Origin of the sequence: Janthinobacterium sp. GW458P (assembly GCF_002127585.1) — a bacterium.
GTDB lineage: Bacteria > Pseudomonadota > Gammaproteobacteria > Burkholderiales > Burkholderiaceae_D > Janthinobacterium.
In genome coordinates, this window is the sequence record NZ_NEGZ01000031.1 from 24,743 (window position 1) to 49,350 (window position 24,608).

Sequence of the window (24,608 nt, forward strand, 5' to 3'; positions counted from 1 at the left end):
TGAATGATTTGCGAAAGCCCCGGTCCGTGTGCGCCGGGGCGTCGCGCAGAATAGCACTTCCGGCGCTGGCCGGCAGAAAAAAGCGCCGGGCTGGCCGGCGCTGCTTCCCTATTTCGTCTCCGGCCTGGCCTCCGGCTTTGGCTCGGACGCCTTCAGCGGTGTTTTGACATCCTTCATCAGGTTGTTCTTGTCGCGGTCCAGCTTGAACAGTTCCAGGCGCGATGGCGTGATTTTCCTCGGCCAGGAATTATTGCTGGTGTCGATATCAGCCGTCTCCCAGTACGGGTCCTGCACCAGCCCCACCATCGGTTCGTCCGCGATGATCACCTTGCTGATCTTGTGCGGCGCGTAGCGCCACACTTCGGCCGGCACGCGCTCGGTGATTTTCCTGCCGCTTTGCAGTTCGATTTCCAGGATCAGCGGCATCACCAGACCGCCGAGATTCGAAAAATCGACCAGGTACAAATGCTTGCCCATGTTGTGCTGTTCCAGCAGTTTACGCTCCCATGGTTCCAGCGTTTCCTGCTCTTCCGCATAGCTGTTGCGGTCCTTGTTGGTGACCGTGAACTCATCGTGCTGGTTATAGAAATCCTTCAGCGCAGGATCGGTATCCACCTTCTTCGGCAGCGCCTTGTTGCGCTGGTCCGAGATCGAGATAGGCTGCGCCGCCTTCTGCGCCTTCTTCCACGCCTTTTCCGTTTCCGGATTCTTTGTACTCACGCCATATTCGCTGATGCCGTCGATGCTGATGTCGACCGCGTCGGTGGTGTAGAACCAGCCGCGCCAGAACCAGTCCAGGTCCGTGCCGGAAGCGTCTTCCATGGTGCGGAAAAAATCGGCCGGCGTCGGGCGCTTGAATTTCCAGCGCAAGGCGTACTGCTTGAAGGCGAAGTCGAACAGTTCGCGCCCGAGGATGGTTTCGCGCAGGATATTGAGGGCGGTGGCAGGCTTGTCGTAGGCATTCGCCGTAAACTGCAGCAAGGATTCTGAATTGGTCATGATGGGCACCTGGTTCTGACTGCGCATGTAGTCGACGATCTTGCGCGGCTCGCCATTCCAGGACGGGAAATGCTCTTCCCACGCCTGCTCGGCCAGGTACTGCAGGAAGGAATTGAGGCCCTCGTCCATCCACGTCCACTGGCGCTCGTCCGAGTTGACGATCATGGGGAAATAATTGTGCCCCACTTCATGGATGATCACGCCGATCAGGTCATATTTGGTCGTCTTCGAATACGTAATTTCCCCCGTCTTCTTGTCCTTCACGGGGCGCCCGCCATTAAACGCAATCATCGGATACTCCATGCCGCCCACGGCGCCATTGACGGAAATCGCGTTCGGATACGGATAGTCGAAACTGTATTTGTTGTACTGCTCGATCGCATGCGCGACGGCGCGCGTGCTGTACTGCTGCCACAGCGGATTACCCTCGTTCGGATAGTAGGACATGGCCATTACGCGCTTGCCGCCGCTATTCAAACCCTGCGCATCCCAGATAAACTTGCGGCTCGATGCCCACGCCACGTCGCGCACATTGGCCGCCTTGAAGTGCCAGGTTTTCATGCCCGCCGCCCGGCCCTTTTCCGCCGCCAGCGCCTCGGCGGGCGTGATCACCAGCAGCGGCGTAGCGCTGTTTTTCGCCCTCGCCAGGCGTTCGCGCTGCGCCGTGCTCAACACGGTGGCAGGATTTTGCAATTCTCCCGTGGCCGCCACCACATGATCGGCCGGCACCGTCAGATACAGCTCGTAATCGCCAAACTCCAGCGTGAATTCACCCGAGCCAAGAAACTGCTTATGCTGCCAACCGACGGCGTCATAGTAGGCGGCCATGCGCGGGAACCACTGCGCGATCTGGAAAATCGCGTTCTTGTCGTCTTCAAAATACTCATAGCCGGAGCGCTCGACCAGCACCTTCTGGTCATTGATCTGATACGACCAGTCGATATTGAACGTGATGCTCTGGCCGGGCGCCAGCGCCACCGGCAAATCGATGCGCAGCATGGTCTGGTTGACAACATACGGCAGCGGCTTGCCGCTGGCCGCTTTCACGGCGGTAAGCTTGAAGCCGCCGTCAAATTCGCGGCCCGCATGGATGGCCCGCAAGTCCTCGAACTTCAGCGCTTCTTCTTCGCTGCTACCCAACCAGGCCTGGCGCGAGGGCGCGCTCAGGACGCGGCGCTGGTCAGCGTCCTTGCGCAAGCCATTCTGGTCCAGTTGCAGCCACAAGTACGCGAGGCTGTCGGGCGAGCGATTATGGTAAGTAATCTGTTCGCTGGCAGTGATCTCGCGGCGCGCTTCGTCCAGCGTGGCGCGGATCACGTAATCGGCGCGCTGCTGCCAGTAAGCGTGGCCGGGCGCGCCCGATGCGGTGCGGTAGGCGTTCGGCGTGGGCAGCAGTTCTTCGAGCTGGCGGAACTTGTCGTCGAAAGGCGCGGCGGCGCACATGGCGGTCAAGGGGGAAATCAAGGTCAGGCACAGGGCAAGCAAGCGGACAAGAACCGGCATGGCGCATTCCATCTGGGAGTCGTGGACAGAACTGCATTCTAAGTCGAGTCTGTTTGCAAATCGATCATTGTTGTGGAAGTCCCACACGCAGCACAGCGCCGGCGGCCAGTGGCACTGGCGCAGAAACAGGCATTGGCGTATGATGCGCCTCGAACATTGGGGAGTAGTCGTCCCGCGGTCCTGCCGCAGGAACCTGTATCAACATAATTGGCCCGCAGGCCATGGTGCAGGTGGTTGAAAAACTTGACGAGACCATTGATCCAGGGCGGCCGCATGGGCCGGAGTCGCCCGTGGATCATTGGTTAATTCGTCCGGCCCACGTACCTCTTGCAATCTCATGGAAGCATTTCTCATCTCCACCGGCATCGTCGGCCTCGCTGAAATCGGCGACAAAACCCAACTCCTGGCCTTTCTGCTGGCCGCCAAATTCCGCAGGCCCCTGCCCATCGTGCTGGCGATTTTCGTCGCCACCGTTGCCAACCACGCGTTCGCCGCCGCCGTCGGCGCCTGGATCACCAGCATGCTGGGGCCGGACGTGCTGCGCTGGGTGCTGGGCGTGTCCTTTCTGGCCATGGCCGCCTGGACCCTGATCCCCGACAAGCTCGATGAAGAAGAGACCAGGCTGGCCAAATATGGCGTCTTCCTGACCACCCTGATCGCCTTCTTCATGGCGGAAATGGGCGACAAGACACAGGTGGCCACGGTGGCGCTGGCGGCGCGCTACCACGACATTGTCTCCGTCGTGCTGGGCACCACTCTCGGCATGATGCTTGCCAACGTCCCTGCCGTGTACTTGGGCGACAAGATTGCCAACCGCGTGTCGCTGCGTCTGGTGCACGGTATCGCGGCACTCGTATTTGCCGGGCTGGGCGTGGCCACCCTGCTTGGCGCCGGTGCGCGCCTGGGTTTCTGACACAGGGCTGAATAATTCCTCATTTACAATGTTCATGCTCATAATTACAATATCGCCGACATAAACACAGGCGCGCCGGTCCCGCAAGGTCAGCGCGCTTTTTTGAGGAATCTATGCAGTTAAATGGAAAAGTGGCGGCGCTGTGCCTGGCCGCCTGTGCCAGCCATGCTCCCGCCGCCACGGCCGCACCCACTCATCGCCAGGCGCCTCTCGCTGCGGGCCAAGTCAGCCACGAAGTGCGTACCCGCGACCTGCTGCTGTTGGGCGCAGGCTTGATCCTGCTGGCCGGCCGCCGCCGCCCCGGCTACGAAAAGTGGCAAGATCCGCTACAGGATTACAGCAACAATAACACCGCGTACTCGCGGCTTTCGTCGCGCAGGACAATGCTGCCGTCCGCTACTGCCACGCCATCGAGCGACAATCCGACAGGTCGTCCCTGCGCCTTTTCCACCGTGATCGCGTAGCTGCTGGCGCCGAAACGGTAGTGCAGCTTGAAGCTGTCCCATTCGGCCGGCATGCGGGGAGTGAGGCGCAGCACGTTCGCCTCGCGTGTCAAGCCCAGCAGGGATTCGACAATCAACCGGTACAACCAGCCCGACGACCCGGTATACCAGCTCCAGCCGCCGCGCCCGACGTGCGGCGCGACAGCATACACATCGGCCGTCACCACGTACGGTTCCACCTTGTAGCGCGCCACCGCCTGCGCGTCGGCGCCATGGCGCACGGGATTGATCATACGCAGCAGTTCCCACGCCTTTTCGCCATCGCCCATGCGGGCAAATGCCATCGCCGTCCAGATGGCCGCATGCGTGTACTGGCCGCCATTCTCGCGCACGCCAGGCACATAGCCGCGGATATAGCCAGGATTGAGGCTGGATTTATCGAACGGCGGATCGAGCAACTGGATCACGCCGGAATCGCGCCGTACCAGGCGCGCATCGACCTGGCGCATGGCACCGGCGACACGTTCCTTGTTGGCGGCGCCCGACAGCACGCCCCAGCTTTGCGAAATCGAATCAATCTGGCATTCCTCGTTGGTATGCGAACCGAGCGGCGTGCCATCGTCGAAATATGCGCGTCGGTACCACTCGCCATCCCACGCATGCTCCTCGATACTGGCCGCCAGTTTCACGGCTTCGTCACGACAGAACTGCGCGAAGGCCGCATCGCCGCGCAGCACGGCTACCTCGGCGAAGCGCAGCAGCACCTCATACAGGAAGAAGGCCAGCCACACGCTCTCTCCCTTGCCGTGTTCGCCCACCTTGTCCATGCCGTCATTCCAGTCACAGGAGCCCATCAGCGGCAAGCCATGCACCCCCAGTCTCAGGCCATGGCGGATGGCCCGCACGCAGTGCTCGTACAAGTCGGCCGATTCGCCCGAACGCATAGGCAAGTCGTAGTACGAATCCTCTTCCGGCTTGACGGCGCGCCCCTCGATGAAGGGCGCCACTTCCGACAGCACGTTGACGTCACCGGTGGCAATCACATAACGGCAGGCGGCAAGCGGCAGCCACAGGTAATCGTCGGAGCAGTGCGTGCGCACGCCGCGGTCCGAGGGCGGATGCCACCAGTGCTGCACGTCGCCTTCGACAAACTGGTGCGCCGAACACAGCAGCAAGTGGCTGCGCAGCAGTTGCGGCGCCGTGTGGATCATGGCCATCGCATCCTGCAGCTGGTCGCGAAAACCGTAGGCGCCGCCAGACTGGTAATAGCCGCTGCGCGCCCACAGACGACAGGCGATGGTCTGGTACATCAGCCAGCCGTTGGCGATGACATCGAGCGAAGGATCAGGCGTCTCGATACGCACGGCGCCCAGTGTCGTCTCCCAATGCGCGCGCACCGCTTCCAGCGCGCTGCGGGCCGCCTCTTTGCCAGCATGACGCTGCACCATGGTGCTGGCATCGGCATTGCGGCGCCCGCCCACGCCAAGGAGGAAGACGATTTCACGCTCCTGTCCCGGTTGCAGCTCGAACGGCACCTGGATTGCTGCGCACGGGTCCAGTCCCGTACCGGCCTTGCCGGACAGGCGCACGCGGCGCAGGGCGGCCGGCTGCGCCAGGCTGCCGTTGCGGCCGATGAACTCATTGCGGTCGCAGGTGATCGAGCGGATGCTGGCATCGGTATTGAAAAATCCGACGCGGCCCGAAAACTCCGTATTGTAGTTATTGCGCGCAAACAGCGCGCCGCTGATCGTATCGACCTCGGTCGCCACATGCATGCCGGACTTGGCGCGCAGGTCTGCCATCACCCATTCCACGTAACCGGTGACGGACAGGCGGCGCGGCACGCCGCTGTCGTTGCGCACCTTGATCAGCGAGTATTTGACGGCTGCGTCCATCGCCACATAGGTACACAATTCGGTGACGATGCCGCCCTCGCTGTGCTCGAAAATGCTGTAGCCGAAGCCGTGGCGCGTGACGTAGTCGCCGCTGCCGCGCGCCGGCAGGGCTGACGGCGACCAGAACTGCCCGCTGTGCTCGTCACGCACATAAAACGCTTCGCCGGACAGGTCGGACACGGGATCGTTCTGCCATGGCGTGAGGCGGAATTCATGCGCATTCTCGCTCCACGTATACGCCTGGCCGGCTTCCGACACTACCGTGCCAAACTGTGCATTGGCCAGCACGTTCGACCATGGCGCCGGCGTCTGTTTGCCCTCGCACGTGGTGATGACATATTCGCGTCCATCGGGCGTGAAACCGCCCAGGCCATTTTCCAGTATCAGTTCACGCGGCGCGGCGCGGTGCGGCACGCCGCCATGCTCGCGAGCAGGGTCCTGCAGCAGTGGCGGCATGCGCAGCACGGGGCTGGGTGGCCGCTTGACCTGCTCGGCCAGGGTGCCGCGCAAGTCACTGATGATGGCGCGCGCCACCGACTGCAGCAGGATGCGGTCTTCATTGGCGATCTGCTCGGCCAGGCGCACGAAGATGCCGCCCGGGCGGTCGATCGCCTGCGCGTCGATGCCCGAGGCAATCAGACCCATGATCTGGTCGTGCAGCAGCTGGCGGTAGCCCGACTGCTCCTCATACCAGATCACCAGGTCAACTATCAGTCCTTTCAGGCGCCAGTAGGCATGTGCCTGCACCATCTGGCGCGCCAGTTCGATATTGGCCACGTCGCGTATCTGCAGCAGCACGATCGGCAAATCGCCCGAGATGGCATACGCCCACAGGCCGGACTGGCCGCGCTGGTTCTTGATCAGGATGCCGGCCTCGGCGCGCAACGACGCGTTCGGATAGATGACAGCATTGGCCAGGCGCGCATACAGCTGTGCATCCGCTTCGCTGGCATTGAGCTGGCGCAGTACCACCTGGCTGTGCGTCCAGGCCAGTTCGAACACCCGGTCGGCAAGGTGGCGATCCTGGTACTTGTCGATCAGGTGCAGCGCCGCCTCCCGCTGTTCCACCATGCCGGTCACGCTGTCGACCGTCACAGCCTGGTCGGGTTCGAGCGTGATCACATAGCGGACGGCCACGATGGGGTCGAGCACGGAGCCGTGGCCGCCACTGAGCGGCCCGCTGTCCTGCAGCGCCTGCGGCAGTTGCGCCGTGTTGCCGCGGCCGATGAAGCGCGCGCGGTCCGTCTCGAACGAGACTTCGTAGCGGTCCACGTCGTGCACCGTCATCACATGCAACAGCCACGGCATTTGCTCATCCTTCGAGCGGGGCCGGCGCGTGCACAAAATCGCGTTTTCGTGCGGCAGGATTTCCGTCTGCACAAACAATTTGCTGAACGCGGGATGGGCCGCATCGGCTGCCGCCGGCGCCATCACCACTTCGGCAAAACTGGTGATCTCGATGCGCCGCTGGCGGTTCGAATTATTGCTGATGCGCGTGCGGCGGATTTCGATGTCGTCCTCGGGCGAAACGACGATTTCCGTGTACAAATCGAGGCCATGATCGGCGCGGCGGAACTCGGCCCGCCCTTCCGAGAAAATCACCTCGTATTTCTTCGGTTCCGCCAATGTGGGCTGGTACATGGTGGACCAGACAGCGCCGTCATCAAGGTCGCGCAGATAGCAGAAATTGCCCCAGTTATCGCGCGTGCTGTCCTCGCGCCAGCGCGTTACGGACAGGTCTTTCCAGCGGCTGTAGCTGCCGCCCGCATTGCTCACCATGACGTGGTAGCGTCCATTCGACAGCAATTGCGTTTCCGGCACGGCGCTGTTGGCCTGCGTGAGGATACGCATCGGCATGGCCTGCTCGGGCGCGCCGCTGCGCAGCACCGCCAGTTCAGCCGTATTCGAGTAAAACGCCCCCGCTTGCGGCGTGCGCTCCTGCAGCACCAGCAAGGCCGATTGCAGCAGCGGATCAGACTCGAAACGGCGCTGCATCGGGCGGTCGTGCAGCAAATAGCTGAGGGCCAGGAATCCCATGCCCTGGTGATGCACCATGAAGGAACGGATGACGGCGCTGCCCTGCCCGCGCGGCAGGCGCGCCGTGGTGAAGTCGACCGCCTCAAAAAAGCCGTAACGCCCCATGTAGCCTGCCGCCTGCATGCGCTGCATGTTCTGGCACGACGCTTCCGGCTGTACCATCAGCCCCATCATGCTGGCGTACGGTGCCACCACCAGGTCGTCGGCCAAGCCCCGCTTCAGGCCCAGTCCCGGCACGCCGAAGGCGCGGTACTGGTAATTCAGGCTGGCGTCGACGGTGTTGTAGCCGGACTCGGAAATCCCCCATGGTACGTCGCGCTGGCGGCCATAGTCGATCTGCGCCTCGATGACCGAGTGGTAAGTCTGGTCGAGCAGGGTATTCGGATAGTTCGGCATCACCAGCAGCGGCATCAGGTACTCGAACATCGAGCCGCTCCACGACAGCAGCACGGGCTGCCCCGCTACCATGCATAGCTGGCGCCCCAGGGCGAACCAGTGTTCCTGCGGCAGCTGGCCCTGGGCGATGGCAATGAAGCTGGCCAGGCGCACTTCGGAAGCCAATAAATCGTAGTAGCTGGGGTCAAGGCGCCGTTCACTGACGTTGTAGCCGATGGCCAGCAGTTTTGTCGACGGGTTGTACAGGAACGCGTATTCAATCTGCGCGAAGTCGCGTGCCTGGCCCGCCGCACGGGCGATGTCGCGCATGTGGCGGCCCGCCTGCTCGCGGCCCTGCGCCAGCAATGCAGCCAGCTCGGTGGGCATGCCTTCGGGCGCCTCGAGGTTCGCCAGTTGGCGCAGGGTCGGCACGCGCGCCAGCGTCACATCGACGCCCGCCTGCGCGACCCACGGCGCCAGCTGCAGCAACTCGGTCAGCGCTGCGCGGCACTGGCGGGCCAGCGCGCCGCTCCACATGGGCAGCTCGCCATCCTCGCTTTGCAGGGTCAGCGACAGCAGCGCGTCGGCCGCGCCATTCGCGGCGCTCAGGTAGGCATGCCATTCGGGCAGGCTCGCTGGCGCGGCCGGCATCTGCAGCAGCGCCAGCGATGCGCGCACCTCCTTGCCTTCGCCTTCGGCGGCAATGAACTCCTGCAGCACCTGCGCCGTCGTGCGAATGCCTTGCACGATCTGCGCGCCCAAAATGGGCGCGTCGTACAGTTCCACCAGACCAGGCTGCAAGGTCAGCAAGTGGCCGGCCAGGTTGCCGCTGTCGACCGTCGAGATGTACATCGGCTGCAGCGCCTTCAGGGTCTGCGTGTCGTACCAGTTATAGAAATGGCCCTGGAAGCGCTCCAGCTCGCTCATGCTGTGCAGGGTGGCGCGGCTGCGCTCGATCAACTGCCCCATGGTGACATAACCGAAATCGTAGGCCGTCAGGTTGGCCAGCAGCGCCAGTCCGATGTTCGTCGGCGAGGTGCGGTGCGCCACCACCAGGTTCGGATGCTCCTGCATGTTATCGGGCGGCAGCCAGTGGTCGTCCGGTCCGACGAAGGTATCGAAATAGGCCCAGGTCTTGCGTGCCACGCCGTGCAAAAACCTCCCTTGCTCGGCTGACAGGCGCGCCACCGCCCGCTCGATGGGGCGGCTGATCCACCAGGCGATGGCGGGAGCCATCAGCCATAGCAGCAGCACCACGGCGGCGGCCGGCAACGCTGCCGGGCGCCAGGTCAGCAAGGCGGCAAAAGTGGCCAGCGCCAGCGCGGGCGAGCACCACATGGCGCGCCAGCTGTCCGCTTGCGAGCCTGTAGACACATGCAGGTTCGAGGCACGCCAGTCGAGCAGGTGTTTATGCGATACGCCCAGGCGCCACAGGGTGCGCGCGATGGCGTCCAGGCTGATCCAGGCCTCATAGGGCAGGAAGACGAGAGTCAGCATGGCATGCGAGAACTGCACGCCGCAGCGCCGCTCGAACGCCGCCAGGTGCTGGCGCCACAGCGTGTCGCGCGGCTTGCGCAACAAGTCGTACAGCGCCGAAAACACGGGCGGCAGGAAGATGATGGCCAGCACTGCCGCACTCCAGAACGCCACGTGCGGCAGGAAGCCCCACGCCAGCAGCAGGGACAGGGTGGTGGCCGGCGCCACGACGCTGCGGCGCAGGTTGTCGAACAGCTTCCAGCGCGACAGCATGGACAGCGGATTGCGTTCGCGCTTGCCGGCGCGGCCCGGCACCCGCCCCAGCAGCCAGCCGATCAGCTGCCAGTCGCCGCGTATCCAGCGCTGGCGACGGCTCACGTCGGCGTCATAGCGGGCCGGATATTCTTCATACAATTGCGAGTCGCTGAGCAGGCCCGCGCGCAGGTAGCAGCCTTCGAGCAGGTCGTGGCTGAGGATTTTATTGTCGGGCAGGCGCTGGCCCAGCACGCGCTCGAACATGTCGAGGTCATAGATGCCCTTGCCGATGAACGAGCCTTCATAAAACACGTCCTGGTACAGGTCCGACACAGTGCGCGTGTACGGGTCGATGCCCGGTTCGCCGCCGCACAGCAGTTCATAGCGCGAGGCGTTCGCGCTGGGCAGCGCCACGGCCACGCGTGGCTGCAGGATGCCGTAGCCGGCGACCACGCGCGTGCCGGCCGCGTCGAGCACGGGACGGTTCAGCGGATGCATCATGGTGGCGATGAATTCGCGCGCCGCGTCGCGCGGCAGCTGCGTATCGGTGTCGAGCGTAATCACGTATTTGATCGTGCGCAAACCGCGCAACTCGCCTTCCACCAGCGAGAATCTGTCGCGCGCGCCGCCGCGCAGAAAGGCGTGCAGGTCGGACAATTTGCCGCGTTTGCGCTCCTGCCCCATCCACGTATTCTGCTGCGAATTCCACAGGCGCGGACGGTGCAAGAGCAGGAACGGCCCCACATGGCCCAGCTCTTCACGCTCGACCGGGTCGCCATTATCCTTGAACTCGGCACCCTCCACGCGGTATTTATCGTTCAAGCCGCGGATGGTGTCCTGCGCCTGGCGCAGCAGGGCGTCGTCGCCCGGCATCGTTTGCGCGTCCGCGTCGACGAAGTCCGTCAGCAGGCAGAAACGCAGGTTCGGGTCGCGGTTGGCCAGGTAGCGCACTTCCAGCGCCTCGCACAGGGCGGCCACGTTTTCCGGGTTATAGATCAGGGTCGGCACCACCACGATGCCGCGCCCGTCCGACGGAATGCCGGCCTGGTAATCCATGCGCGGCAGCGGATGCGGCGACGTCATCAGCGTCGCCAGCCAGTTCACCACGGCCACCGCCAGCTGGCTGCTGCCCAGCAGCGCCAGCGCGCCCAGCGCCGCCAGTGGCCAGCCCTGCACGCCATGGCGTACGGCGCGCTCGAGCAGCAGTGCGCTCGTCGCCAGGGTCAGGAACGAGATGGCGCCCAGGTAGACGGCCAGCGGCGCGGCGCGCGCCGTATGCTGCAGCGCCTCGATAAATGGCAGTTTCGCGCCGGCCTGCTTTTCCAGCACCAGCACGCCGCGCCCGACCAGGTAAAAGCCGATGTGGCCACGGCGCGCGTCATTGCCGTTGCCGTGTGTGTGCGCCAGTTGCACCACCATCTCGGCCACGTCCACTTCGCTGCGCGCGCTGCGCTTGGCGATGCGTTCGATGGCGTGGCGATAACTGTCGCGCGTGGCGAAATCCATCAGGCCATAGGTGCCGGCCGGGTCGAGGCGCAAGGTCTGCTCGACCACGCTCATGGTCTCGACGAATTCCTGCCAGTCCATGGTGCCGAGAAAACGCAGGCTGCCAATGCTGTTGGCGATCGATACCTGGTCAGCCGCCTGCTGCCCGATCTCCGCTTGAATCTGCTGCTCGATGGTGAGGCCCGATTCGGCCAGCTTGTGCGTCAGCCACGACAACGCCAGCGTGAGCGACGGACTTTGCCCCTGCAGGCGGCGCGACAATTCCGCCACGAAGGCGCTGGTAATCGGCGGATTCGAGCGCGCCATGTCAGCCACCAGCAGGATCAGGCCGCTGGGGTTGCGCTCGGCGATGTCCGTCATCTGGTCGGCCCAGGTATTGGCCAGGTCGCGCTGCATGCGGTCGTCGGCCACGCGCGCGGCCACGCGGCGCAGATTTTCGATCAGGGCCAGGCGCAGCATGATGGGCACGGCCCACAGTTCGCCCAGGGTCAGGGTGGCGACATCCTGGTAAGCCTCGACGAAGTGGCACAGGTTTTCCAGGTCGACGCGGCCGTCGCCATGCGAGATGATTTCCAGCGCGATTTTATACACGCGCGGGCATCCCGCATCCGTACCCGAGGTCAGGCGCGGCAACTCCTTGCTGTAGTTCTTTGGCAGGTGGCGCCGCGTGGTGCGGATCTGTTCTTCGATGAGATAGAAATTGTCGAGCAGCCATTCCGAAGCGGGCGTGACCTGGCGCCCGCTCTTCACGGTAGCCGTCAGCTCGTTGACGGTGGCCGTGATCAGGGCCGCATTGTCGGCCAGGCGCGCCAGCAGGCGGTCGCGGCCGTGATGCCGCCCCACCGCATGGCCGGCGGCCACGTTCTTGCCGTGGGCAGCCATCTGCATGGCGCTGAACAATTCCGAACGCAAGGGCAAGGCATCGTCGCGCGCGGCGTCAAACGTGTCCTGTGCAAGGGAATGGTCCCGGAAGATTTCTTTGAATTTGGAAATCTGTTCCTTGATCTGTTCCGCGACTACTGCTGTGTACTCTTTCAACTTGGGCCTCGCTAGGTGCACGCATGCAGCCAGCGACCGCCGTCACGCCGGCCCAGTCAGGAGGAACAAGATCGGACACTGGCGAAGACGGAAAGCGAAGCGCCGGAGCGTTGCGACGAATCTCAGGGTATAGGGAGATTTTCTGAACTTCATCGTAGGGGCGCTGCGCTGGCAAGACCGTGCGCTAGCGTACATAGCTGGCGCTTTGGCGGCGTGTCGGCCAAGAAATTAGCGGACTGAACAGCATAAAAATGCCACAAGGAAATAAATCAATTGCCCCACACCAATGATGATGCAGGGCAAGATTTCAAAGATGAAACTTTACCTCGGCTCAGGCCGCAATGGCCAGCGGGTGGCGCGTCGCTTCCGCCATCGCCATGCCGCCGCTGAGCTGCCACGCCGCACCATGGCCCAGGCGGCGCAGGCAGGCGGCGGCGCGCGCGCTGCGGTTGCCGCTGCGGCAGAAAAACACCAGCGGACGCTGTGGCTCCTGCAACCAGGCGCCGACCTGTCCCGCCAGGCGGCTCAGGGGTACGCTGTGCACCTCGCACCCTTCAAATACCGTGCCGGCGCAGGCCGCATGTTCATACGCTTCGCGCACGTCGACGAGAATGGCGTCAGGATGCTGGCGCAGCAAGGCCGGCAAGCCGGCCGCATCAATTTGCAGCTCGCTGGCGGAGGGCACGCCATCGCACACGGCGCGCACGGTGCTGCAGACGCTGTTATCGTCGCTTGATGCGCACAGCACGGTCTCCGGCGTCACCAGGCCGGCCTCCAGCAAAGGGGCGATGGCGTGCGACGCCAGGGCGCCGACAAAAGCGAAACGCTGCCCCAGCAAGTACACATGCGTTTCGTGGTTTTCGCCACACTCGATGCGGCGCAGACGCTGCTGGCCCAGCGGCAGTTCGCCGTCGATATCGACGCGGCCCACTTGCTCGATATCAAGTTCCTGCAGCAGCGCCAGGCGCGCGGCGCCATGGTCGCCAGGGGCCGTCGTGTGCACGATGGCGCGCAAGGCCAGATGCTGGCAGCGGATGAAGGCGGCCAGCCGCGGCACAAGCGCGGCGGCGGGGTCGATGACAACGCAACTGGCGCTGGCCGCATCGCTGAGCAGCCAGGTGTTCTGGCCGTCGACGCTCAGCTGGATCACGCCGTCATGCGGCGAGGGCGCCAGCGCCGACGGCAGCAAACAGCTGCTGCGCAGCGCTTCGCCGCAGCGCTCGATGCGCGCGCAGGCGGCAGCGACGGTCGCCGCGTCGATCAGGGGGCCGAACGACAGGCGGATGGCCGAACTGGCGCGCCATTGCGGCACGTGCATCGCTTCCAGTACATAGCTCGGCAGGGCCTTGGCGGCGGAGCAGGCGCTGCCCGAGCTGACGCGCACGCGCGCCGCGTCGAACAAATCCAGCAATTCCTTCGAAGATAGCCCCGGCACGGAAAAATTGAGCGTGGTCGGCAGCGACAAGTCAAACGGCATATTGAACACGATGCCGGGGAAAGCGCACTCCAGGCTGGCCACCAGCTGCTCGCGGAACGCGGCCAGGTCGGCGTGACTGCGGAAGGTCTTGCCGTCTTCCAGCGCGGCCAGGACGGCGCCCAGCGCGGCGATGCCGGCCATGTTTTCCGTCCCCGAACGCAGGCCCGCCTCCTGGCCGCCACCCATCATCAACGGCGTAAATGGCGCGCCGGCGCGCACGTACAGCATGCCGATGCCCTTGGGCGCATACAGTTTATGACCGGAAAACGGCGCGTAATCGATGCGCGTGGCGGCCAGGTTCAATTTCAGCTTGCCCAGCGCCTGTACGCAATCGACCATCCAGTAGGCGTCCGCACCGCGCTCCTGCAGCAGCTGGGCGATGGCCGACAGGTCGCTGATGACGCCCGTTTCATTGTTGGCCGCCATCGTGCACAGCATGGCCGTGTCGCCGATCAGCGCATCGAGCGCCTGCAAGTCGTGGCGCCCCTGCGCATCGACGGGCAGCTTGCGCACGTCCAGGTTCAGGCCCAGCAAGCGGTTCCAGTGCGCCAGGCTTTCCGGAACGGCCTTGTGCTCGGTCGCACCGTACAGCAGCAGGCTGCCGATGCGTTTGCCCGCATCGCGCCGTTCGCGCAACGCGTACAGGGCCGACAGCACAGCCGTCTGGATGCCCTCGGTGGCGCCGCTATTGAACATCAGGCGCCCGTCGCCCACGCCCAGCAGGCGGCTGGCGCGCTGGCGCACGCCATCCATCATGGCCTTGGCCTGCAAGCCTGTCGCGTGGGTGCTGCTGGGGTTGCCGTAACCGTGCTCCATGGCTTGCCGGGCGGCGGCAACGGCGGCGGGCAGCACGCAGGTGGTGGCGTTACTGTCGAGGTAGATTTCTTTCATGATGGCAGTCTGTCAGGGCAAGGGTAGAAGGGGCGTCGCGGCTGCGGCTCGGGCATGCCCATTAGTCTAGCGGCACGCCACCGTGAAGATATGCCAAAAGACACTGCAAACACGGTAATATGCAGCATGAATATGCTACAAAATTGGAGATAACAAAATGAATTCACCTGGCACCCCGCTCGACAAATTCGACTGCGCCATCCTGGCCGCCCTGCAGCAGGACGGCACCTTGTCGATCGCCGCCCTCAGCGAAAAGATCGGCCTGTCCAGCACGCCGTGCTGGAAGAGGGTCAGGCGGCTGGAAGAAGAGGGCTATATCGAAAGCCGCGTGGCCATCGTCAACCGGCAAAAAGTGGGCTTGCCCGTGACGGTGTTCGTCAGCGTGCGCACGGGCCAGCACGATGAAAAATGGCTGCGCCGCTTTGCCGCCGCCGTGATCGTCCTGCCCGAGGTACAGGAATTTCACCGCATGAGCGGCGACATCGACTACCTGCTGAAAGTCGTCACCACCGACATCAAGGGCTACGATACCTTCTATAAAAAGCTCATCAAGGCCGTGCAACTGACGGGCGTGTCGTCCGCCTTTTCCATGGAACAAATTAAGTGCAGTACGGAATTGCCGCTGGAATTGATCGCTCACGGCTTGCCTGCTTGAACGTTTTTTCACCCTGTGCGAGGGCGCATGAAAAATACGCATATTAGCACCATGAAATCGTTGCCATATGGCAACACCCATGCATAAAATACGGCATTCTCCCCCAATAGCCTCCCTATCCGTCGCTATACTGCCCACTTGCCTGTGCATGTCCGGCAACCTCTGCCAGTCGCACGGGCCCACGCCCAGGGTCTTCCATGCATCTGCTCCGCCGCCTCTCCATCCAGAAAAAATTGATGTTCAGCATGGGCTTGTGCCTGCTGCTGTTCATGGCGATCTCGTCCTTCCTCAGTGTGCGCATGAGCAGCGCCTATGTGCGCGAACGCGTCGTCGGCCAGGAACTGCCGGCCCAGGTGGGCGAGATCCGCAACGATGTGTTGCGCCAGATCAATCAGCCGCTGTCGGTGGTGCAAACCATGGCCAACGACATCTTTCTGCAGGACTGGGAAGACGCGGGCCTGGCCGATGGCGGCCTGCCCACCTTCCAGCGCTACGCCAGGCTGCTCAAGGAAAAGAACAAGGCTGCCGTCGTCAGCTGGAGTTCGCAAGCGGCGTCCCGCTACATGACCGACGCAGGACTGATCCGCACGCTGGACAAGCAACAAGCAGCCGATCACTGGTTCTTCAGCATGCTCGACGAAAACAAACTGCATACGGTGAATCTGGACCGCGATCCGGCCTCGGGCAGCTTCATGCTGTTCCTGAACGCGCGGGGCCAGACGGCCGGCGGCAAGGCCGTCATCGCCGGAATGGGCCTGAGCGTCGACGCCATGGCCGAAACCATCCGCAGCTACAAGGTCGGCCAGACGGGCTATGTCTACCTGGTGCGTGCCAACGGCAGCCTGCTGATCCACCGTGACCCGGCCCTGGCCGACGGCAAGCATCAACTGAAGGACTTGCCTGGTTTTGACGAAGCATTGAGCAAGACTCTACTGACCGGCAACAAATACACGTATGCCAGCTATGCGGCGCCCAGTGGCAAGCAACTCGTGGCGGCCTCTTTCGTACCGGAATTGAACCTGTACGTGGTGGCCGAAGTGCCGGAAGCGGAGGTGCTGGGCAATGTCATGCGCTCGGCGCTGATCGCCGCATTGATCGCCGGCCTGGTGGGCGGCGGCATCGCCCTGCTCATCATCTATGTCATCAGCCGCGCCATTGCCGCCCCGGTGGCGCGGGCGGCCGACATGCTGGGCGACATCGCCAGCGGCAATGGCGACTTGAGCCGCCGCATGGCCGTCGAATCGGACGATGAAGTGGGAGCGCTGGCCTCGGCCTTCAATCGATTCATCGCGTCGCTGAACGTGACGATACGCGAAGTTCGCGACAGTACCGAGGCCATTGCCGGCGCATCGAGCCAGATCGCGTCGGGCAACCTGGACCTGTCGGCGCGCACGGAAGCCCAGGCGTCCAGCCTGGAAGAGACGGCGGCGGCCATGGAAGAACTGACATCGACCGTAAAACAGAACGCGGACAACGCGCGCCAGGCGAACCAGTTGGTGGTGTCGGCATCGGGCCACGCCGTCAAGGGCGGCGACGTGGTCGGCCAGGTGGTACAGACGATGAGCGAGATTACAGAAAGTTCACGCAAGATCGCGGACATTATCGGGGTAATCGACGGTATTGCGTTTCAAACCAACATCCTGGCCTTGAATGCGGCAGTCGAGGCGGCGCGTGCCGGCGAGCAGGGCCGCGGCTTTGCCGTGGTGGCGACCGAGGTGCGCAACCTGGCGCAACGGTCGAGCCAGGCAGCCAGGGAAATCAAGGATTTGATCGTCGACTCGGGCAGCAGGGTGGAGGCGGGCAGCAAGCTGGTCGATTCAGCCGGTGCCACCATGCAGGACATCGTCGTTTCCGTGCAGAGAGTTGCCGACCTGATGGGAGAAATCGCCTCGGCCAGCCAGGAACAAAGCCAGGGCATCGCACAAGTCAATGCGACGGTCACGCAGATGGATGATGCAACCCAGCAAAATGCGGCGCTGGTGGAAGAAGCGGCGGCCGCAGCCCAATCCTTGCAGGATCAGGCCGGCAAACTGGCGCAGGTGGTCAGCGTGTTCACACTCGACGAATCGGGCCAGGCGGCCGCACCGCGCCCGGCGCCTGCGGCCGCAGGCAAACCGTCACGGCCCGTGTCCAGGCTCGCTGCCAAACCTGCGGTGCCGGCCAGGCCCGCCCCGACCGCCAGCCGCAAGGCAGCGGGCGGCGATGAGTGGGAAGCGTTTTAAGGCCATTAAATGGCAGGCGACTTGACGCTGGCCGCCTGCTTGAAGAAGTCATAAATGCCGCTCTCGCTCATGCGGCGTGCATTCGCCAGTTCGCCGCCCTTGGTGGCGTACAGCACCTGGTTGTTGTCGCTGGACACGAGCACGGCGGCGGGGATGCCTTTCTTGAGCGGATTGCCATAGGTTTGCGCCACGTCAAGGTTATGGTCGAAGTTGCCCACGTCGACCTTGACGACCTTGAACTCCGTTTGCATCAGCTGCGCGTTCTTGCCTTCCTTCAAGGCTTTGTCGAGCGCGCGGCAATCCTCGCACCAGTTGGCGCCAAAGATCAGCAATACGGGCACGCGCGCCGCCTTGGCTTCGGCCAGCGCGCGGGCCACGTCGGCCTTGGCATCGGCCGCCGCGTTGTACGGCAGATGCGGCGTGGCGGCCGTGGCGGCAGGCGGTGTCGGGGCGGCGGCAACGGCGGCGGCGGCGAACAACAGGCTGGCGAGCAGGATGGGTGGGCGCATGCGGGGCTCCTGAAAGAAAATCGTGAGGCCAGCTGGACAGGCGCCAGCGGGCGTGACTGTCTAGAATATGCCTGCTTCCAGGAAATATCTACAATTTAATTGCACTGTGCTTATGCGGAAAACGTATAAGCAAGAAGAGGAGAAACGATTTGAGCATGCAAGCTGGCCTACCCCCTGTGCTGTGGCGCGCCGCGCGCATGCTGCACAGCGCCTATCCCGGCGGCATTCCCGAGACGGCGTATGTCGCCGTACTGGTCTTGCTGTATGAATACTTTTCCGACCGCAATCTGACAGAACTGATGGCGGCCGTCACGGGCAAGGATGCGGCGCAGATCCTCAACGACATCTATGCCTGCGCCGGCAGCAAGCCGGAGCCATCCGCAATCGATGCGGCCAGACAGCGGCTGGAGCGATACGGCTTGCAGGCCGTCTGCGCGGAGGACGCGTAGTGCCCGCCGGCAGCGAATTGGAACGCATGGGATAATGCCAGGCTCACACTGAGCAACGCGGCCCGAACGCGCCCTCCTCCATGACGACTTCTTTCCTGGCACGCTGGCTGCCGCAACCGAACAACGGCAGCCGCCGCGAACAATTGCGCGCCTGCGCGGGCGCCATCTGCGGCTTGCTGCTGACGGGACTCATCTGCCATTTCCTGCTGGCCCCCGACAGCGCCAGCGTGTACCTGATCGCGCCCATGGGCGCCTCCGCCGTGCTGCTGTTCTGCCTGCCGGCCAGCCCGCTGGCACAGCCGTGGTCGGTAGTGGGCGGCAACGTCGTCTCCGGCCTCGTGGGCATGGCCTGCGTCAAGTGGCTGGGACCCAGCGTGGGCGTGGCGGCGCTGGCCGCCTGCCTGGCCATCGGCGCCATGTTCGCCCTGCGCTGTCTGCATCCGCCAGGCGGCGCCGTGGCCTTGACCACCGTCGTCGGCGGCGCCAGCGTGCACGCGGCCGGCTTTGAATTCGTCTTCATCACCGTACTGTTCAATTCCGCCGTGCTGGTCGCCTGCGCCGTGCTGTACAACAATCTGACGGGGCGCCGCTACCCCCACGTCCAGCAACTGGCCGCGCCGCATCCGCACGACACAAAGGATGAGGTGCCCAGCAACCGCCTGGGCTTTTCACCGGACGACCTCGATGCCGTCTTGCGCCAGCATGGCGAAGTGCTCGACATCAGCCGCGACGATTTGCAAGCGATCTTCGTGCAGACGGAAATGCGCGCCTACCAGCGCCGCTTCGGCGTCGTCACCTGCGCCGACATCATGTCGAAAGACGTGATCAGCGTGGAATTCGGCACGCCGCTCGATGTTGCCTGGCGCACCATGCGCGAGCACGATGTGGGCGCCCTGCCCGTTGTGAACCGGGCGCGCCGCATCATCGGCATCATCACGCAGACGGATTTCCTGCGCCACGGCGGGCTCGACGATTACCAGGGCGTGCGCCAGCGCCTGCGCAGCCTGCTGCAGCGCAGCGGCCTCTCCCATGACGACAAGCCGGAAGTGGTGGGCCAGCTGATGACGCCATCGCCGCACACGGCGCGCCTGGGCACGCCCATCATCGACCTGGTGCCGCTGATGGCCGATGCCGGCTATCACCATATCCCCATCCTCGACGATGAAGAACGCCTGGCCGGCATCATCAGCCAGTCCGACCTGATGGCGGCCCTGTACGAAAGCCGCTTTGCCGAGGCCGCCACGTGACGCCATTCCAGGCCCTGCTGACCGGCCCCGACGGCGACTCCGCCGGGACTGCCGTCAGCGCGCGTTTTTTTGACGGACAGTTGCTCGTCGATGCGCCCCGCACCACCGTTGATATTGCGCAACTGGTCGTCAGCGTAGGCGGTGTCGATGGGCCGGAACTGTTCCTGAACTGGCTTGATGCGCAAGGCAGGCAAGCGTCGCTCAAACCGCTGACAGCGGACGACATCGCCATCGTGTTAAACGAAGCGCCGGCCGCGCTGCAACCGCAACTGCAGCGCCTGTGGCGCGAGCGCCAGCGCAACCGCCGGCAAGTATCGGGCTGGCTGGCCGGTTTGACGGGTGCGGCCGTCGTCGCCACCGCGCTGCTGTGGTGGCAAGGTGGCAACGCCATCAGCGCGCTGGCGGGGCTGATACCGTTGTCGACGGAGAAGCAGCTGGGTGAACTGGCGCTGTCGCAAGTGCGCGCGCAAGGCGGCATCGCCGAAAATGGTGCGACGCAGCAAACCGTGCGGGACATCGGCCAGCGCCTGACGGCCGGTTCGCGCTACCAATACCGCTGGCTGGTCAAGAATGACGACACGGTCAATGCGTTTGCCATGCCCGGCGGCATCATCGTCGTGCACACGGGTTTGCTGCGCCAGGCGGGGGATCCGGGCGAACTGGCCGGCGTGCTCGCGCATGAGGTGCAGCATGTGGAGCAGCGCCATTCGCTGCGGCAGATGATCAGCAGCCTGGGCTGGGGCGCCCTGGTCGGCGTGACCATCGGCGACATCAGCGCCGTGGCCGCCATGCTGGCGCACCAGGCCGGCACCCTGTATTTCAGCCGCGACATGGAGGATGAAGCAGACCGCCTGGGTTTGCTCGCCTTGCAGCGTGCGCGCATCCATCCCGACGGTATGCTGAGCTTTTTCCAGAAACTGGGCAAGACAGATGGAGCAACGCCGCCGGACTGGCTGTCCTCGCACCCGCAAACGACGGCCCGCGCGCAACAGATCCGCAGCCTGATCGCCGCCACGCCCTGCCCTGCCTGCCAACCAATACATAGCAGCGGCTGGCAGCAGATGAAAGCCGCCTTGCCTGCCTCAACAAAATAGCAACATTCCCCTCGTACAATTTATCCAAGCACGCTGGGCAATGGCGTATGCTTACGCCCCGGCTGCTCCTACACGACCGGCCACCCCGATCCGCAACGCCTCCGTTCATTCCCTCCTTACAAAGGACATCGCGCATGAAGCATCGTTTTGCCGCCGGTACCCTCGGCACCCTGGCCCTCTCCCTGTTACTCGCCCATGCATCGATGGCGCAAGCGGCCCAGCCCGCTGCCAAGGCAGCCGTCGCACCAGCCGCGGGCGCGCCGCAAGCCAAACAGCAACTGCAAGTGCTGGCCGACCAATACTACGATGCGCAGGCCCGTTTCGAGCCGATCAATGCCACCGAGAGCGGCGACAACCGTTTTGACGACCAGCTCGGTTCAGCCATCGTACCCGCCGCGCGCGCGAAACAGTTCGCCCTGTACCGCCAGTACCAGAAAACCCTGCGCGCCATCGCGCGCCAGCAACTGTCGCACCAGGACCAGATCAACTACGACATTCTCGACTATGAACTGGCGACGGCGCTGAGCTTCGAGCGCTTCCCCGAATATCTGCTGCCGCTGAACCAGATGGACAGCATGCCCGTCACCCTGGCCAATTATGCGGGCGGTGAGGCATCGCAGCCTTTGACAAGTGTCAAAGAGTATGACGCTTACCTGAGCCGTATCGGCCAATTGCCGGGCTGGATAGACCAGGCTATCGCCAACATGAAGGTCGGCATGCAGAAGGGCATCGTACTGCCGAAGGCACTGACGGAATCGGCGCTGCCGCAATTCAAGAAACTCGTCAGCGCCACGCCGCAGGACAGCGTCTATTACACGCCCATCAAAAAGCTGCCTGCCAGCTTTTCCGATGCGGACAAGGCTCGCCTGACGCAAACATATACCGTTGTCATCGAAGCCAGGCTGATGCCGGCCCTGCAGCGCCTGGCCACGTTCATGGAACGCGACTACCTGCCGGCCAGCCGCAGCAGCAGCGGCTGGAGCGCCCTGCCCGATGGCGCTGCCTGGTACCAGGCGCGCGTGGCCAGCAGCACCACCACGGACCTGAAGCCGGAACAGATCCACGCCATCGGCTTGCGCGAAGTGGCGCGCATCCAGGAGCAGTACGCGATCGTGGGGCCGAAGATGGGCTACAACGGCCCCGCCGCCGGCTTGCCCGTGTGGGTCTCGCAGCAGGAGAAATTCCGCCCGTTCAAGACGGAGCAGGAAGTGCTCGACGTCTACCGCAAGCTGAACGTGCTGCTGGACAGCAAATTGCCGGCCCTGTTCACGCTGGTGCCGAAGGCGCCGCTGGACTTGCGTCTGGAGCCTGAGCTGAGCCGTGACACGGCCGCCGACCACTACACGGCACCAGCCGCCGACGGTTCGCGCCCCGGCGTGTTCTGGTCCGTCGTCACCGATCCGAAACTGTATGGCGACACGGGCATGACTACCTTGTTCCTGCATGAAGGCAAGCCGGGTCACCATTTCCACCTGGCGCTGGTGCAAGAGATGGACTTGCCAAACTTCCGCCGTTTCGGCGGCAACAATGCCTTTGCGGAAGGCTGGGCCCTGTATGCGGAGACCCTGGGCAAGGAAATGGGCCTGTTCGACGATCCGGCCCAGTATTTCGGTCACTTGAACGACGAAATGCTGCGCGCCGTGCGCCTGGTGGTCGACACGGGCTTGCACACCAAAGGCTGGACGCGCGAGCAGACCATCAAGTACATGCGCGACACCCTCGGCTATGACGCCGTGGCGAAAAGCGAAACGGAGCGCTACATGGCCTGGCCAGGCCAGGCGCTGGGCTACAAGATCGGCTCGCTGAAGATCGTCGAACTGCGCCAGCGCGCGCAAAAAGCCTTGGGCGACAAGTTCAGCCTGCCGAAATTCCACGAAGTGGTGCTCGGCGACGGCACCCTGCCCCTGAAACTGCTGGAAGCCAAGGTCGACCGGTGGATCGCCCAGCAGAAGTAAGCGGCGACGCTTGACGATAAAACGGCAGCACCTTGACGGGGCTGCCGTTTTTTTTCGCCTGCCCGATGTGCACTTACACCAGCAGCGCCGCACTCATCGAACGCACTTCCTCGGCCGATTCGGCCAGGATGCTTTGCAAGGTTTCGTTGTCGATAATAAAGTCGATCACGGAATCGGAGGGCGTGAGCATTTCCACGAACGTCGCCTGCAGCGGCGAAGGCACAGGAGAGAGTTGTTTTGCCAGCAACAAGGTGTCGAGCAGGGAATCGGGCGGAATGGACAGCAGGCCGTCGCGCAAGCCCTCGATCGCTTCGCTGACGGCCAGCGGGATCAGCAGCTTCTTCATGACTTCGCGGGAAATGATTTCTTCGGCAGATTCCATCCAGTGATCGGCATCGTCGTCGAGCAGGCCGGGGAACTCGTCCGCGCGCGACAGCAAGTAAAAACCGCCCACCTCATGCACGATGCCGGCGAACAGGGCCGTATCGGGATCGACGTGGGTGACCCTGCGGGCAAGCACATGCGCCAACGCCGCCACATGCGCCGTGTGTTCCCACAACTGTGTCGCCTTCTGGCGCAGGACGGGGTCGATGATCTTGCTGCCAAACTGGCGCACCACCATGGCCGCCACCAGCGCATACAGGTTGCGGTAACCCATGCGCATGACGGCGGCGCGCACGCTGGTGACGGGCGCCGCTTCGCCGCGGCTATAGACGGCCGAGTTGGCCAGCGCCACCGTGCGCGCTGCCAGCAAGGGCTCGGCCAATACCAGCTTGATGGCGTGATCGATATGGCAGTCCGGTTCCGCCAAGGCCAATTGCAATTGCAACGCGGAATTCACACTGGTGGGAAAAGTTAATTCTCCCCGCACTGCCTGGGAAACGATCAAGCCAAATGCCTGCAATTTATTCATCATACGATCAACCCGCCTCAGATATTATTCCAGCAAACAACTTCACCTTATATCAGAAAATGATTATCAGCCCCGGCCTTTAGAAAACGGATGGCAATCCATTTGCCTGCCATGGCTGATCCGCAAATTCCAGCGCCTGCAAAGCCGATTCATCGCCAATTACAAACAGCTTTGGCTGCTGTAATACCTGCAGCAGGAATGGTTGTCCCTCACGCAAGCGGCGCCGATAATCCGACAGCGTATAGAGATTGGGATTGATTTTACGCCGTAAGGTTCGCTCGGCCGGGGCCAATCGCGTCAACAGATCGCCATAATTGGCGTCCTCGCCCACCAGCAGCAGGTCGATGGCACTGCCTGGCAAGTCCTGTCCCTTCGCCGTGGCGCCAGAAACGAAGGCCAGTTGCAATTGCGCCCGCAGGGGTGCCAGAGTCATGCTGAGTACGCCAACGATACCGAAGGTCTTCTGCACCAGTCCGCTCAACTCCGGATACACGAGGCTTTCCTTGTTCGGCCAGAAGCGGCGCACGTTGCCGATGCGCTCGGACGTGATCAAGCCGGAATCATGCAGACGGCGCAGCTCCCGTTGTGCCGACGCGCTGCCAAGTCCCGTCAGGCGCATGATCTCGTTCAAATGAAAGCCTTCATTCACGCGAACAAACAGCAATCCCAGCAATTTTTGCTGGGCGGGAGTAAACAGGGCTTGGGCAATCATGCGCCAAATCTTAGCATGAATAAACTGACAATTGGCGTAGCGCG

General features: G+C 63.4%; 13 protein-coding genes and 1 riboswitch. Of the genes, 7 read left to right on the plus strand and 6 right to left on the minus strand.

The features are described 5' to 3' along the window. Positions 1-108: 108 nt before the first annotated feature. Entirely contained in the window at positions 109-2,502 is a 2,394-nt protein-coding gene (locus CBW50_RS17390; protein WP_086146745.1) for a M1 family aminopeptidase, read from the minus strand. A 146-nt stretch (positions 2,503-2,648) separates the two neighbouring features. Then, positions 2,649-2,830: riboswitch (yybP-ykoY riboswitch) on the plus strand. 9 nt (positions 2,831-2,839) lie between these two features. On the opposite strand from CBW50_RS17390, the gene CBW50_RS17395 reads away from it, so the two are divergent. After that, positions 2,840-3,415: a TMEM165/GDT1 family protein gene (locus tag CBW50_RS17395; protein WP_086146726.1), complete on the plus strand. Its 576-nt coding sequence runs from the start codon at positions 2,840-2,842 to the stop codon at positions 3,413-3,415. Between the two features lie 334 nt (positions 3,416-3,749). On the opposite strand, the gene CBW50_RS17405 is transcribed toward CBW50_RS17395, so the two are convergent. Next, positions 3,750-12,440 carry a glucoamylase family protein gene (locus tag CBW50_RS17405; protein WP_367301827.1) on the minus strand — a complete coding sequence of 2,897 codons (8,691 nt, stop codon included), beginning with the start codon at positions 12,438-12,440 and terminating at the stop codon, positions 3,750-3,752. Between the two features lie 331 nt (positions 12,441-12,771). Continuing rightward, complete coding sequence (locus CBW50_RS17410) at positions 12,772-14,808, minus strand: aminotransferase class V-fold PLP-dependent enzyme (protein WP_086146728.1); 2,037 nt, start codon at positions 14,806-14,808, stop codon at positions 12,772-12,774. Between the two features lie 157 nt (positions 14,809-14,965). Here CBW50_RS17410 and CBW50_RS17415 point away from each other — a divergent pair, with 157 nt between their 5' ends. Both CBW50_RS17415 and CBW50_RS17420 read left to right on the plus strand, forming a co-directional pair. After that, positions 14,966-15,463 carry an Lrp/AsnC family transcriptional regulator gene (locus tag CBW50_RS17415; protein WP_086146729.1) on the plus strand — a complete coding sequence of 166 codons (498 nt, stop codon included), beginning with the start codon at positions 14,966-14,968 and terminating at the stop codon, positions 15,461-15,463. 197 nt (positions 15,464-15,660) lie between these two features. Further along, the gene (locus CBW50_RS17420) at positions 15,661-17,685 is read left to right on the plus strand and encodes a methyl-accepting chemotaxis protein (RefSeq protein ID WP_172404798.1); all 2,025 of its coding nucleotides are present in this window, start codon (positions 15,661-15,663) and stop codon (positions 17,683-17,685) included. A 5-nt stretch (positions 17,686-17,690) separates the two neighbouring features. On the opposite strand, the gene CBW50_RS17425 is transcribed toward CBW50_RS17420, so the two are convergent. After that, the gene (locus CBW50_RS17425) at positions 17,691-18,194 is read right to left on the minus strand and encodes a co-chaperone YbbN (RefSeq protein WP_086146730.1); all 504 of its coding nucleotides are present in this window, start codon (positions 18,192-18,194) and stop codon (positions 17,691-17,693) included. 155 nt (positions 18,195-18,349) lie between these two features. Here CBW50_RS17425 and CBW50_RS17430 point away from each other — a divergent pair, with 155 nt between their 5' ends. From CBW50_RS17430 to CBW50_RS17445, 4 genes are all read left to right on the plus strand, one after another. Next, complete coding sequence (locus CBW50_RS17430; RefSeq protein WP_086146731.1) at positions 18,350-18,643, plus strand: DUF3349 domain-containing protein; 294 nt, start codon at positions 18,350-18,352, stop codon at positions 18,641-18,643. 80 nt (positions 18,644-18,723) lie between these two features. After that, positions 18,724-19,890, plus strand: a complete 1,167-nt coding sequence (locus CBW50_RS17435; protein WP_086146732.1) for an HPP family protein — start codon at positions 18,724-18,726, stop codon at positions 19,888-19,890. After that, positions 19,887-20,984 carry a M48 family metallopeptidase gene (locus tag CBW50_RS17440; protein WP_086146733.1) on the plus strand — a complete coding sequence of 366 codons (1,098 nt, stop codon included), beginning with the start codon at positions 19,887-19,889 and terminating at the stop codon, positions 20,982-20,984. The genes CBW50_RS17435 and CBW50_RS17440 overlap by 4 nt, the downstream gene beginning before the upstream one ends. Positions 20,985-21,118: 134 nt before the next feature. Beyond that, on the plus strand, positions 21,119-22,939 hold the full coding sequence (locus CBW50_RS17445) for a DUF885 family protein (protein ID WP_086146734.1): 1,821 nt from the start codon (positions 21,119-21,121) through the stop codon (positions 22,937-22,939). 73 nt (positions 22,940-23,012) lie between these two features. Here CBW50_RS17445 and CBW50_RS17450 read toward each other — a convergent pair whose 3' ends face one another. Further along, on the minus strand, positions 23,013-23,852 hold the full coding sequence (locus CBW50_RS17450; protein ID WP_086146748.1) for an HDOD domain-containing protein: 840 nt from the start codon (positions 23,850-23,852) through the stop codon (positions 23,013-23,015). Positions 23,853-23,931: 79 nt separating this feature from the next. Then, positions 23,932-24,564 carry a transcriptional regulator gene (locus CBW50_RS17455; protein WP_086146735.1) on the minus strand — a complete coding sequence of 211 codons (633 nt, stop codon included), beginning with the start codon at positions 24,562-24,564 and terminating at the stop codon, positions 23,932-23,934. Between the last annotated feature and the right edge of the window lie 44 nt (positions 24,565-24,608).